The sequence below is a fragment of the Paenibacillus foliorum genome (genome assembly GCF_013141765.1).
Lineage (GTDB): Bacteria > Bacillota > Bacilli > Paenibacillales > NBRC-103111 > Paenibacillus_S > Paenibacillus_S foliorum.
Genome location: NZ_WHOD01000095.1, coordinates 73,493 through 87,076 on the forward strand (window position 1 = coordinate 73,493; position 13,584 = coordinate 87,076).

Below are 13,584 nucleotides of genomic sequence, written 5' to 3' on the forward strand. Positions count from 1 at the left end.
AAAGAAACAATTCCGTACCATTTGATCCGTTGCTGCAGCTGCGAGAAGCTTATATTCTATGAAGGAGTTGTTATTCATGCCAAATGTTGATATGCCCTTATCCCAGCTTCGTGATTACAAGCCTGAATTAACGGTAGAAAGTGACTTCGACACATTTTGGGAAGAGGCCAAAGGGAGAGCCAAATCCGTACCTTTGAACGCTAAAGCAACCTTGGTCGAGGATCATCCATTAAAATCCATACATATCTACGATGTGATTTATGACGGTGCCGATGGTACGCCTGTCCATGGTTGGTACGTTGTACCTGCTGGGGAGCATAAAGCAGGATCGCTGCCGGTAATTGTAAAATATCATGGCTATAATGGCAATCGAGGAAACCCGCATGAATTGCTGCATTGGGCTTCAATGGGTATAGCTGTATTGGCTATTAATACTAGAGGTCAAGGTGGATTAACGCCGGTTGGAGCTTCGTTTCCACAGGGGAGCATTTCGGGTTGGATGACCCTTGGTATTCTCGATCCGAATCTTTACTATTACAAGCAGGTTTACTTAGACTGTATTCGCGCCATTGATTTTGTATGCTCACAGCAGGAAGTGGATGCATCCCGGATCGCTGTATACGGGGGGAGCCAGGGGGGCGGGCTCGCGCTCGCAGCCGCTGGTTTGGATGACCGGCCGAAGCTGGCTATGCCGTATTATCCGTTTTTATGCCACTTCCGCCGTGCTGTAGAGCAGCATAATGGCGGACCTTATGTGGAGATTAAAAACTGGTTTCGCCGGTTTGATCCCGAGCATCTTCAAGAAGAGCAAGTATATCGTACCCTTAGCTATTTCGATGGGATGAATATGGCCTCACGGGTTAAGGCGAAAACCTTGATGGCTATAACGCTTCAGGATGTTGTTTGCCCACCTTCGACCTGCTTTGCCGCATACAATCATTTGGCGGGAGAAAAAGAGCTAAAGCTGTATCCTGATTATGGTCATGAAGCGCTGCCTTTCCATGAAGAGGCGATGATGCGATTTGTAGCCTCTAATTTATAGGTCTATGGCTGAAACTTAACCGTTGACTTTTTTGCCAGTCATGTTAATATGATAAATGTCACTAGGGGAGCCGCAAGGCTGAGATTGGATCAATAGATCCTAGACCCTCTGAACCTGATCTGGATTGCGCCAGCGTAGGGAAGTGGAGAGCGATTGAAGCGTGTATTGAATTCTAACATGCAGACCACTTCTAAATACGGAGGTGGTCTTTTTTGCTTATTAAAAAAGCCATCTGGAACCGTACAGATTAACATTATGTAAGAAGAGAAGGGGTTGAACCGCACCATGTCCAAAGGTTTAAAATTGACCGACATTTTGGTCACCATCGTTATTGCTGTTGTGTTCGGTATAATTTATCGTTTGTGGGGGGATGTGTCCAATGTCGTTAAGTTGGCGGGCTTGCAGCTCGACCAGCTCGTCTATGGTGTATGGTTTATTGCGGCTACGGTTGCTTTCCTGCTGATCCGCAAGCCGGGAGTCGCGCTGTTAGCCGAAATAGCTGCGGCATCAGGTGAACTGCTTGCCGGCTCTCAATTCGGACCCGAGGCGCTAACTTACGGGATTGCACAAGGTCTGGGCGCCGAGCTTGTATTTCTGCTGTTCCGGTACCGCAGCTTCTCAGCAGCGACTGCTTGTATGGCAGGTGTTGCCTCCGCGGCAGCTTCCTTAATTTTTGATGGATTCAAAGGATATTTGGTTGATCTCCAGTCTTGGAACTTGATTCTGTATTTCGTATTCCGTTTGATTAGTGGGATCTTTATAACTGGACTATGCGCCTATTGGTTGGTTAAAGCGCTGGAAGCTACTGGCGTTACCCAATTGGTTCGTCCAGCGAGCCGAGCCGATTACGATGCTCTGGAGCGTAAGAAGCAATGAGTATCGGCGTCTCAGTCAGCGGTTTACGGCTGAAATTTGCAGGAAGTTCAACGCTGCAGTTTGAAGAGCTATCGTTTGCTGTTCCAACAGGACAAAAGGTATTGCTGCTCGGACCCAGCGGATGCGGAAAGTCTACACTGCTTCAAGTGCTAACCGGATTAATTCCGGGAGCGATTGATGTCCCGGTTCGATTTGACAGCATTGTGGTACCACCATCCTGGGGTTATGTGTTTCAGGATCCGGATACGCAGTTTTGCATGCCCTTTGTCGATGAAGAGATGGCCTTCGTACTGGAGAACCTGGGGGTTCCGAGAGATGAAATGCCTGTTCGTATAAAAGAAGGGCTACAGCAGGTGGGACTCGAGCTGGAGGAGCAGCATATGCCAATCCAATCGATGTCGCAAGGTATGAAGCAGAGGCTGGCTATTGCTTCGATTCTCGCGTTAGAGCCGGAGGCTTTGTTTCTGGATGAGCCCACGGCACTCCTAGATCCTGAAGGAACCAAGCAAGTATGGGAGACGATCAAAAAGGTCGGGAAAGACAAAACGGTCGTTATCGTAGAACATAAAATAGATGAAGTCATTGAATTTGTTGATCGGATTGTGTTATTTAATCATGCTGGGGCTGTAATGGCAGACGGATCCCCATCCCAAATATTTGCTGAATGTAAAGCAGAGCTTCAGCAATATGGAATTTGGTACCCTGGCGTATGGGAAGATTACGCCGCAAGTCCGGTGTACCAGGCGCTGCAAGATAATAGAAGCAAGCTGATTGCCGATGCTGATAAGGCAACGGCTGATACTGCGAAGCAGTTGGGCAGCGAGCAGGCTGATGCCAGCCGAGATCTGTTACAGCTCCGCGATTTTGCCGGATACCACAGCCGAGCTCGCAGCCGGGAAGCGAAGATCCGCGTGGCGGATACTCGCTTGAGCCCCGGCGAGTGGGTGGCTGTGATTGGCGGCAACGGAGCCGGGAAAAGCACGCTGCTGCAATCTCTTATGCAGCTGCTTCCCACTTCGGGCGGCTATGAGATAATCGGCCGCAGCGTGAAGGGCTTCAAGGATGTGGCGGATGAAGCCGCCTATGTGTTTCAAAATCCGGAGATGCAGTTTGTGACCAACTCCGTATATGACGAGGCTGCCTTCGGGTTTCGCAGGGACGGCCAGGCAGATGCTGCGAAGCTTACCGAAGAGCTGCTCTTTGAATTTGGCCTGCAGGATCAAAAGGCCCAGCATCCTTACCAGCTGTCGCTAGGTCAGAAGCGACGATTAAGCGTAGCCACAGCGATGAGTAAGCGACAACGGCTAGTGCTTCTGGATGAGCCGACATTCGGGCAGGATGCGGCGAATACTTTTGCTATTTTGCAGAAGCTGGAAGGCTGGAGGCAACAGGGAGTTTCTATTATTATGGTGACGCATGATATGGAAATTGTCCGGTATTTTGCCACACGCGTGTGGTTTATAGAGAATGGCAGATTGACCCTAGATACAGAGCCGAATGAATATTTGAGGTCTGTGGAGATTGATGGGGATGTGGGAGATCTTGAGCCGACTGGAATCTTTTTTTGAAAGATGTACAAGGAAGCGGGGTGAGGCGTTACGTGTTTGCTTTCGAAGAAACTTGGCTGCATAGGGTGAATCCGAGCTTGAAGCTGTTCTTATCCATAGGGATGTTCTTCATCGTGCTGCTAACGGATAATATTAATGTATTGATCAACATTACTGCGGCCCAGCTCTTGCTGCTTCTATTGTTCTCGGGGCATCCGTTGCCTCGATTACTGCTTATGTTTCTTCCGTTCGGACTGTTGTTTGTGTCTTCTTCCATGTCCATGATGCTGTTTGGAAAAGGGGATACAACTTGGCTGCATATCGGGCTCGTTCATGTTACAGAGGAGAGCTTTTTCCGTGGTATCCACATTGGTTTGAAAACAGTCAACATGGCCTTGACGGGGCTGATGTTTGCGCTGACGACAAAACCTGTAGCCTTGTTCTATTCCTTGATGCAGCAGTGCAAGCTGCCACCGAAATACGCCTATAGCTTCATGGCCGCATTGCGGCTTATGCCCATTATGGTGGATGAGTTTCGGACGCTGCGAATGGCCCTGAAGGTGCGCGGCGTGAAGCGGCGCGTTGGGATCGGCAGCGTCTACGAATCACTAAGGCTGTACGCGATTCCGTTGCTGGCGCAGAGCATTCGACGCGCTCAGCGTATCGCTGTGGCGATGGAAGCGAAGCGCTTCTCTTCGGCGCGCGGGCGCACGTATTATTATCGCATCGGCTTCTCGATGCGAGATCTGTTGCTGCTGCTGTATTTAGCAGCAGGGATCTGGGCTGCCATGTATGTAGGGCAGCACTTTCCTTATTTCCATATCGGTGACGTCCGATATAACGTTAATTAAACTTACGTAGTAAGTTTTCATATGAAAACTCTTAAGGAGGAAAATTACTATGAAATTTTCACAGGAGCTGCGTCAAGCCGTAGAGGTTAGCTGGAACGCTAGCTTTGAGCATCCATTCGTACAAGGGATCGCAGATGGTACGCTGCCGCTAGCCAACTTTCGTCATTATTTATTAAATGATGCTTATTATTTGTCTCAATTTGCTCGCGTTCAGGCGTTAGGGGCAGCTAAAGCAACAGATCTCTCTGATTCCAATAGGATGGCTGCTCATGTGCAGGGAACTTACAATGCAGAACTGTCTCTACATGAGAACTTTGCTAAACGATTGGGTATCAGTGAAGCAGAGAAAGCGGCATTTGAGCCGTCACCGACGGCTTATGCGTATACTTCCCACATGCTGCGGGTTGCTAATGCAGGACATTTGGGAGATATTGTAGCAGTTATTTTACCTTGCTACTGGCTTTATTACGAGATCGGAGAGCGACTGCAGGGAGTAGCTTCTAGTGAGCCGATCTACCAGGAATGGATCGACGCTTACGGTGGGGAATGGTTCCGTGAACTGGTACAGGAGCAAATCGATCGTCTGGATTCGATTGCAGAGGAGGTTACGGCCGCTGACCGTGAGCGGATGAAGAGACATTTCGTCATAAGCAGCCATTATGAGTACAAATTTTGGGATATGGCCTACACTTTAGAAGCATGGCCGAATTACAATTGACATAATAAGGAGCAGCTCCTCTGTGGGCTGCTTTTTTTCGTTCAAAAGAGCTGCTCTCCGTGCGTAACAAAAGCTTCTACTCAAACTCAGCTTCGGTTAAATTCATGTTTACTCCTATTGCGGCCCGGCTTCCTTCTGCTGCAGCAATAATCAATTGAGCAGGAGCGATAACTGAAGCATCTCCTGCGGCATAGACGCCTTTAATGTTTGTTTTACCAAAAGAGTCCGTCACGTACCCGCCCAATTTATTAGTTTCACAGCCTAATCTTTCACCGAAAGAAACAGCCTGAACCCAAATTGGAGTTACGAATCCCCCTGCTCTGCTAATTGTATTTCCACCCTCGAAAGTTACCTGCTTTAGTTGGCCCCTTTGTCCAATGAATCCAGAAATTCGCTGCTCGAAGACTTGGATTTTCTTGCTCTGAAGCTTATCTTTTTGCTCAGAAGTAAGAGTCTGCTGTCCGTTTGTGCACAAAATGATATCACGACTCCAATTATGAACAATTTTGGCCATTTGGAAACTGTGCAGCCCCTCAGCAACTATAACAAGCGGTTTATCTCTTAATTCCCATCCGTCACAATAAGGACAACTGAAAAGACTAGTGCCATAGAAATCATGAATACCACTTATATCCGGCAAAATTTCCTTTAAACCTGCGGCTAGTATGATGTTTTTGGCCCCAACTGCTCTGCCGTCACGAGTTACCAATTGGAAGGAGCCGTCACTTTTGCTTACAGTGGTGATTTCATTATGAGCAAATTCGACAGAGGGATACCTGCTGATTTCCTGCTGAGCGATCCTTCTAAACTCGTTTGGTTTCACTCCGTCTCTTGTAATGAATCCGTGAGATTCGTGGGTAACCGCATTTCTTGGCTTGTTATTATCGAATAGAATAATGCTTCGTCTTGCTCTACCCAATACAAGCGCAGCGTTTAATCCGGCAGGTCCCCCGCCAATGATGGCACAATCGTACAGCATATCCATCGCTCCTTGTAGTATAGTTTGTGTCCAAAACGTTCATTCTTCCTTGACATTCAATGTGACTTTAATCATAGAGCTGTACTGATCTTCACCCTACAATTAGAGCATAAGTTTAAGTCCGAAGGGAGTGGGATACCATGGGTGAACAGCACAAGCATGAGGAAGCATCATTAAAAGGAACATTAGTAGCGGTGATGCTGCTCGGTGCGTTTCTGGTATTAACCTGGGTCGGTGTATTCGTATTATTCATTGCTAGAGGCTAGGCTGATACATAGTAAAAACATTAGATCAAAGGGGTTGGAGCTTCATGCATATTCATCGTTATGAAAAAATTTGGTTAACCTTCGGTATCACGATGCTGATCGTGTTCCTGGTCGTCCTAGGAGTTGGGGCTTTTGCCCTTGGAGCACAGACACCCGGGGAGCATGATCACTCTCAGAATCAGTCCCGCCAAACGGTTAATCCCGAAACCGTGGAACAAACGGCTCCATTTAACGAGCTCGGCTTGAAAAAAATTGGGGAAAACGAGTACGACGCTTATATGCTGGCATTTGCCTTTGGCTACAGTCCTGACAAAATGGAGATTCCGGTTGGCGCTACAGTACATTTTCACATTACAAGTAAGGATGTTGTACATGGCTTTCAAATCCCAGGTACAAACGTGAACATGATGGTGGTACCTGGTGAGGTGAATCATCTGACTTATAAGTTTACGAAGCAAGGCGAGTTTCTAGTCCTGTGTAATGAATATTGCGGGGCAGCTCATGAAATGATGCAGACCTTAATTATTGTGAAGTAACAGAGGAGAGACTAAATTATGATAACGCAAATAAAAGGCTTTGACCGTAGAGACTCCGCATTAGTGCTCGCACATATATTGTTTGCATTCCTTGCGTTATTGCTGGGTGGTGTTGCAGGGGTGCTTCAAGGGCTTGTACGTGGGGGGATGATAACTCTACCATACGGTATTGGTTATTATCAGCTGCTGACAGCTCATGGGATATTGATGGCTATTGTGTTTACCACTTATTTTATCATCGGATTCCTATACTCAGGTGTGTCCAAGACATTAGGTGGGCAATTGCTGCCCGTTGCCAGATCGCTTGGGTGGGTTGGCTACGGCCTGATGACTATTGGTACAATAATCGCAACCATTCTTATTCTACTTAATAAAGCAACTGTACTATACACATTCTATGCACCGATGATGGCTTCTCCATGGTTTTATGTAAGCTTGGTCTTGATTGTTGTTGGCAGCTGGATGAGCTGCTTCGGGATATTTATCAATTACCGGTATTGGAAAAAAACACACAATGGCAAGCTATCACCGCTATTTGCTTTTATGTCTGTTGTGACAATGCTCATGTGGTTTATCGCAACACTGGGAGTAGCAATAGAGGTACTCTTTCAGCTCATTCCTTGGTCCTTCGGCTGGGTTGAAACAATTAATGTAACTCTAAGCCGTACTTTATTCTGGTACTTTGGACACCCGTTAGTTTATTTCTGGCTGCTACCCGCCTACATATGCTGGTATGTTGTTATTCCAAAGGTGATCGGCGGCAAAATGTTCAGCGATGCTTTGGCACGGCTGGCGTTTATCCTGCTGCTTCTGTTCTCTATTCCGGTAGGTTTTCACCATCAGTTGACGGAGCCGGGAATATCTTCGGTTTGGAAGTATGTGCAGGTAGTGCTTACATTCATGGTCGTAGTGCCATCGTTGATGACAGCATTCTCGTTGTTCGCAACTTTTGAAATGCATGGACGCAGTATAGGTGCTAAAGGGTTGTTTGGATGGGTGAAAAAGCTTCCGTGGAGCGATGTGCGTTTCTTCGCCCCTTTTATGGGGATGCTGATATTTATTCCTGCTGGAGCTGGCGGTCTAATCAATGCAAGTCATCAAATGAATATGGTTGTCCATAATACGTTGTGGGTAACTGGGCATTTTCATTTGACAGTAGCTACGAGCGTTGCGCTAACATTTTTTGGAGTGACGTATTGGTTAATCCCAGCAGTGACTGGGCGAGTGCTAACTCCGCTGCTGCATAAGCTGGGGATAGCACAGACGATCACTTGGCTCGTTGGTATGTTCTTTATGTCGGGAGCTATGCATACGGTAGGTTTGTTTGGTTCGCCTCGTCGGACGGCATATACAACGTATCAGGATCACCCGGACGCGATCCTATGGATGCCCTACCATGTGGTTATGGCGATTGGTGGTACGGTACTATTCATCGGAGTCATTATGATGATAGTAAATGTGGTTATGCTGTTAAAAGCACCAAAAGGCGAAACAGAATATCCAATCGCTGAGGTTAGTGATGCAGCTGAGAAAACACCGGCAATATTTGAACGTTGGGGTCTATGGGTAGGTGTACTAGTAGTCTTAATATTGGTTGCTTACTCGATTCCAGTAATGGAACTGTTGAATAATCCAGGTACAGGAGCAAAAGGTATTGTAACATGGTAACACATGGTAACAAAGTTAGGCTGATATGTTTCAAGTGCTCAGTTACCCCTGCCCTTGATTAATCGGTCGTGCTATTATCAATAATAGATCCTTTTGTTGAATTATTCTGAGCTTCTGCAGTCATACGACTTCTTGTTTCCTGCAACGAGCGAAGTCGATAGCAATTCATCCCAACACGACCAAGATCATCCAGAAGTCCATAATTGGCCCAGGCTCCAACAACTGCGCCAACACCGGGGATGAGCTGCAGCATTTTGCGAAGATCGATGGTATCGCGGTATTCCTGCTGAAGCTGCTGCCAATTGATGTGATTCACGTAGGATTCAGCGGGAGGAAGAGAGCGAGCCGTTTCAGGCCATTGAATGATGGTTTGAAGCAAGGCTTGCTTTTTTGTCTGGCTGGAGAATGCTAACTGAAATACATGAAGAATGAACAGCCTCTCTCGGTAATCCTGGGTGGAATGACCGTAAATATGTGCTAATTCGAAGAGCAGCTTCATCTTAATTCCAATCAATATCGGGAAGTCGGCTAAACCTAGCAGAATTCCCCCAGCCCCGGCTCCAGCCCCTTCTGCTGCAGCTAGCTTTTTGTATAGAGAGATCGATTCCTCTGCCTTGTGATCGCGGATAGCTAAGGAAACTCCAACCAACGGGGGGTTCTTGGGCATATAGTCGATGCTGAACAATGCAGTTTTAACGATACCTTTTACTGTCGCTGTGATAGTTTGGTGGACTTTTTCAGGGATAACCTGATTAATACGCTCAGATACAGCTTTTGATGATTTTTCTAGAAAACTAGGAGGCTTCAATAATTCCTTCTCCCAATGCTTTAACATCTTTGCCGTCTGATGCTCGTAAATGCTCCAATTCGTTTCGATAGGATTCCGCCTCCTTTTACAGTTTCACTACAATTCTATCTTAATATTGGTGCAACGATTACAAATTGTAGACTTCTGAAGTGAACCAAGACTCAATAAAAACGGCTTCACGCGTCCCAAAGGGCTGCGAAAGCCGTTTAACTAGTATTAAATATGCTGTATTTTGATCAAATTCGTCGATCCTGATTGTCCTACGGGTACTCCTGCGGAGACGACAGCTAGATCGCCTGGCTTTACAAGTCCACTTGTGAGTGCACTCTGAATGGCTGATTCGAACATTTCGTCTGTTGATTGAACAGACACCCCTTTTATAGGGATAACACCCCAAAACAAACTAAGACGACGCTGTACTCGTTCATCCGGAGTTACGGCGATGATTGGTGCTTTCGGGCGGTATTTAGATACCATTCGAGGGGTAAACCCGCTTACAGTAGGCGTAATGATCGCTATGGCCCCCAAGTCAAGAGATGAGCTAACTGCGGCTTGGCTGATGACCTCGGTAATATTATTTTTCTGTACGGCTGCTTTTTTCTGAAGCATCTCTTTATAACAGAGCGTCGATTCAATATTGGCAGCAATCGCAGCCATTGTTTTCACCGATTCGAGAGGATATTTTCCAGCGGCGGTTTCACCAGAAAGCATCAATACATCGGTACCATCGTAGACAGCATTTGCTACATCGCTTGCTTCCGCCCTTGTCGGACGAGGGTTGTATTGCATAGAATCCAGCATATGTGTAGCGGTAATAATTGGCTTGCCTGCGGCATTCCCCTTTTGGATCATTTGCTTTTGAATAATAGGAACATCTTCAATGGGAATTTCTACTCCTAGATCGCCCCTAGCAACCATAAGTCCGTCCGATACTTCCAGGATGTCGTCCAGATTTTCTACGCCTTCCTGATTTTCAATTTTGGATATGATTTGAATATGGGAGGCCTGGCCCTCATCCAGCAAACGTCTGATTTCAACTATATCGCTTGCTTTTCGTACAAAGGAGGCGGCTATGATATCGACGTCTTGTTCAATACCGAACAAAATATGCTGTACATCTCTTTCTGTTACTCCCGGCAGGGAGGTTCTTACACCTGGTAGATTAACACCTTTACGGGATTTAATAATACCTCCGTTGATAATTCTACAGCGGATCTCAGTGCCTTCCACAGCTTCAACAATAAGCTCAATCAGACCATCATCGATCAAAATACGTGAGCCAGGCTCGATATCTTGTGTGAGTTCCTTGTAGGAGACGGATATTCGCTCAGCAGTCCCTTGAATCTGCTCGGTTGTTAATGTTAGTAGCTCACCTGTACGAAGCTCATAGGAAGGCTGCTCCAGCAAACCAGTGCGGATTTCAGGACCTTTAATATCCAATAAAATCGAAACCGTTGCCCCCAGCTCCTGGGCGGCTTGACGGACTCTTTGAATTCTTCCTTTGTGATCTTCCAAATCACCGTGGGCCATATTCATTCGGGCAGAATTCATGCCGGCTCGTATCAATTCCTTCAGCATATCGACGGAATCACAAGCGGGTCCCATTGTGCACATAATTTTCGTTTTTGGTAACATGTATGTTTTCCTCCTCGAGTTACAAATCGCTGAAACCCATTGTAGTGAAAAAAGTATATAAATACTATGAAAAATAGTACTGTGTTTGTATAATAGTATTTATTTTAAAAATACGAGGTGATTATGATGCTATTGATACAATCAGTTCGGCAAGATACGAGCGTGCAATGGTTCGAGGAGTTTGATGAGGGAATGCCTACGTGGGTGTTAGTTATGGTCAACTATGGTAAATGCTTATTTTGGATACGACAGGAAAAAATACTGTTGGAAAAAGGCGATCTTCTACTTATCCCTAGACAAACTTCTTTTTATGGGAAAAGCATTCCGTCCGTCACCCATGAGAAATATATGGTCTCTTTTAAAGTAGAAGAGGGCTCTTTGATGCACATGCTGCCTTTACTGGCTGAATTCCAAGTTTGCAAATGGAGAACAGTTAAATACGAGCTGCTGCTGCAAAGGTTTAGAACCATGCACGAGGAATGGAGTGAACGGCCTGCTTTTGCCGAAGCAATGTGCAGTGCATTAACAATGGAAGTGCTAGCCCACTGGAACAGAGAAATGAGCGAAGGTCAGCCATCCACTACAAAAGAACGGCATACAGAGCAGATGAAGGCCTACATTCAAAATCACTATCGTGAAAAAGTGACAAAAGAAGAATTAGGCGAAGTCATTGGAAAAAGCCCCAACTATGCAGCCTCCGTATTTAGCGATGTAACAGGCCAGACGATCGGTGGATTTGTGCACGCACTACGTGTCAAAACGGCTATTTATCTGCTTATTCATTCGCAACGAACGGTTGGCGATATTTCCGACTATTTAGGTTATTGTGACCCTTCCTATTTTCATCGTATCTTCAAAAGAGAAACCGGTCAGCCGCCAGCCGCTTATGTAAAATACAGAGAGGAACCTTCTTTATAGCAGAAGAATAAGGATGATGAAATACAGTTGCAGTCACATTTGATTACTATCCCTTAACCTCAGGTAAACCAGCCCCGGGCACAAGTGGATAAACGACTGTTGAATTTCCTTATAAATACTATCCCTCTCCCTCAGGTAATCGAATCCCAGTCACACGTGATACAAATCAGAGTTGAAGTTTCTTATGAATGCTATCCCTTAACCTTAGGTAATCCAGCCCCGTTCATAAGTGATATAGATTACTGTTGATTTCCCTTATGAATACTATCCCTTTTCCTCAGGATCGTTTGAATCGATATATTTCATATTATCAGAGAAATTTTTCTACTGAAGATCAAACTTTTTTAAAGTTTTGAATACCTTTTTGTATCCTAATATTTTCAAAAAAAATATGGGAGAATTGATAATAACTATTGAAATGGGAATGTTTGTTCGTTATAATTAAATATAAGAACATATGTTTGTTATCTGGCGGGTTTGATTTGAAGTTTCTTTTACGATTTGTTGTTCTTATTTTTTCTTAGGATGTGCAAGACATTATGGTTTACTTGTAAAATGCTCTTAAAACAAATTTGATTAGTTGAATGATGTAGGATGGTATATATATTCATATTTCAGCGGGGTGTATCAATGGCCGATGAACGGACAATTACAGTAACGTGGAAGGTATCAGAGGAGCAGCTTCAATTATTCAGCACGGAAGAAGCCTGTGCAGATATGTTGTTTACAGCTAAATGGCCCGATGGATTTCATTGTGCTCGTTGTGGTCATCCCCATGCCTATAAGATTACGACACGCAGACTGCCACTTTTCGAATGCAGCTCCTGCCATTACCAAGAGTCTCTTATAGCGGGGACAATTATGGAGGGAAGCAGGACCACATTGCGTAAATGGTTCCATGCTTTGTTGCTTATTTCTTACGCTCCGTGTGGTATTAATGCTGTTCAACTCAGTGGTGCAATTGGCGTCACTTATAAAACAGCTTGGCTTATACTTCATAAAATCCGTTACGCTATAAGTAAGGCTGATGCTAGTACGATGTTATCGGGTATTGTTCGGGTCAATTCAGCTTTGTACGGCCGTCCTCATAATCCATCTGTGAATCGCCACATCCAAGAACAACCTCTTTTAGTTGGTGCCTCCATAAATACAGAAGGAGAACCCCTTTATGTCAAAATTAAACGAGTCCCTGATGAGTATTTGCAAGGTAGGAACTTACGACCCTCTGGAAATCAGCATTTCATCCAACACAATGTTGAATCAAAAACCGGAGATTTAGAATGCATTACCGCTCGATTCAGTCCTCGCCGCTTTCATCGGCTGCTTAGCGTAGCAAAAAAAGCAGGTCAATGGATCAATGCAGCCTATCATGGAATTGGCCCAAAGCATTTACAAGCCTATCTTAATGAATACTGCTACCGTTTGAATCTTGAGTTTCAGGGGGAGGCAATTTTTCGCTATTTGACTCAACTAAGTGCGGCTGCTGCTCCTCTTACATACCCAAAACTACTCCGATTTCCAATCATTTCCTAGCATTGAGTTAGTATGTAATAGTACTAGAACTCTTGTTTAACTTTATAAAATAATGCTTTATCATGCTGAATTTTTTGAAAAACATCTATAATTCTATAAAATTATTTCATGAAATATTAGTTAATCGAAACACTTGGAATCATAGCAATTATTTGGAACTATCATACGTACTTCCAATCATATCAATTATCTGAAACTCTCATACAT

The 13,584-nt window shown here is 45.2% G+C and carries 13 protein-coding genes and 1 riboswitch; of the genes, 10 read left to right on the forward strand and 3 right to left on the reverse strand.

Annotated elements, in window-relative coordinates; translation table 11 throughout:
- The first annotated feature begins 76 nt into the window (after nt 1-76).
- The 5 genes from GC093_RS24370 to tenA all read left to right on the forward strand — a co-directional run bounded on the left by GC093_RS24370 (nt 77) and on the right by tenA (nt 5,034).
- Nucleotides 77-1,042 (forward strand): acetylxylan esterase, encoded by a 966-nt coding sequence (locus GC093_RS24370; RefSeq protein WP_171654516.1) that lies wholly within the window; start codon nt 77-79, stop codon nt 1,040-1,042.
- A gap of 53 nt (nt 1,043-1,095) precedes the next feature.
- Nucleotides 1,096-1,200: riboswitch (TPP riboswitch) on the forward strand.
- Nucleotides 1,201-1,327: 127 nt separating this feature from the next.
- Complete coding sequence (locus GC093_RS24375) at nt 1,328-1,918, forward strand: ECF transporter S component (RefSeq protein WP_171654517.1); 591 nt, start codon at nt 1,328-1,330, stop codon at nt 1,916-1,918.
- Complete coding sequence (locus GC093_RS24380; protein ID WP_171654518.1) at nt 1,915-3,486, forward strand: ABC transporter ATP-binding protein; 1,572 nt, start codon at nt 1,915-1,917, stop codon at nt 3,484-3,486. The genes GC093_RS24375 and GC093_RS24380 overlap by 4 nt, the downstream gene beginning before the upstream one ends.
- Nucleotides 3,483-4,316, forward strand: a complete 834-nt coding sequence (locus tag GC093_RS24385; RefSeq protein WP_216624792.1) for an energy-coupling factor transporter transmembrane component T family protein — start codon at nt 3,483-3,485, stop codon at nt 4,314-4,316. Before GC093_RS24380 ends, GC093_RS24385 begins: the two co-directional genes overlap by 4 nt.
- A 49-nt stretch (nt 4,317-4,365) precedes the next feature.
- Nucleotides 4,366-5,034, forward strand: coding sequence for a thiaminase II (tenA, locus tag GC093_RS24390; protein ID WP_171654519.1), 669 nt, complete (start codon nt 4,366-4,368; stop codon nt 5,032-5,034).
- 76 nt (nt 5,035-5,110) lie between these two features.
- On the opposite strand, the gene GC093_RS24395 is transcribed toward tenA, so the two are convergent.
- Nucleotides 5,111-6,013: an NAD(P)/FAD-dependent oxidoreductase gene (locus GC093_RS24395; RefSeq protein WP_171654520.1), complete on the reverse strand. Its 903-nt coding sequence runs from the start codon at nt 6,011-6,013 to the stop codon at nt 5,111-5,113.
- Nucleotides 6,014-6,153: 140 nt separating this feature from the next.
- Between GC093_RS24395 and GC093_RS24400 the strand changes: the two genes are divergently transcribed.
- The 3 genes from GC093_RS24400 to GC093_RS24410 are packed head-to-tail and all read left to right on the forward strand — an operon-like array spanning nt 6,154 to nt 8,483.
- Complete coding sequence (locus tag GC093_RS24400; protein ID WP_171654521.1) at nt 6,154-6,279, forward strand: cytochrome c oxidase subunit 2A; 126 nt, start codon at nt 6,154-6,156, stop codon at nt 6,277-6,279.
- A 44-nt stretch (nt 6,280-6,323) separates the two neighbouring features.
- Nucleotides 6,324-6,815, forward strand: coding sequence for a cytochrome c oxidase subunit II (locus tag GC093_RS24405; RefSeq protein WP_171654522.1), 492 nt, complete (start codon nt 6,324-6,326; stop codon nt 6,813-6,815).
- A gap of 18 nt (nt 6,816-6,833) precedes the next feature.
- Entirely contained in the window at nt 6,834-8,483 is a 1,650-nt protein-coding gene (locus GC093_RS24410; protein ID WP_171654523.1) for a b(o/a)3-type cytochrome-c oxidase subunit 1, read from the forward strand.
- Nucleotides 8,484-8,541: 58 nt separating this feature from the next.
- Here the strand turns inward: GC093_RS24410 and GC093_RS24415 are convergent, their stop codons facing one another.
- Nucleotides 8,542-9,318, reverse strand: a complete 777-nt coding sequence (locus GC093_RS24415) for an EcsC family protein (protein ID WP_171654524.1) — start codon at nt 9,316-9,318, stop codon at nt 8,542-8,544.
- A gap of 189 nt (nt 9,319-9,507) precedes the next feature.
- Complete coding sequence (gene pyk / locus GC093_RS24420; RefSeq protein WP_171654525.1) at nt 9,508-10,926, reverse strand: pyruvate kinase; 1,419 nt, start codon at nt 10,924-10,926, stop codon at nt 9,508-9,510.
- A 123-nt stretch (nt 10,927-11,049) separates the two neighbouring features.
- Here pyk and GC093_RS24425 point away from each other — a divergent pair, with 123 nt between their 5' ends.
- Nucleotides 11,050-11,844, forward strand: coding sequence for a helix-turn-helix domain-containing protein (locus GC093_RS24425; protein WP_246315216.1), 795 nt, complete (start codon nt 11,050-11,052; stop codon nt 11,842-11,844).
- 630 nt (nt 11,845-12,474) lie between these two features.
- The gene (locus GC093_RS24430) at nt 12,475-13,377 is read left to right on the forward strand and encodes a transposase (protein WP_171654527.1); all 903 of its coding nucleotides are present in this window, start codon (nt 12,475-12,477) and stop codon (nt 13,375-13,377) included.
- Nucleotides 13,378-13,584 lie beyond the last annotated feature (207 nt).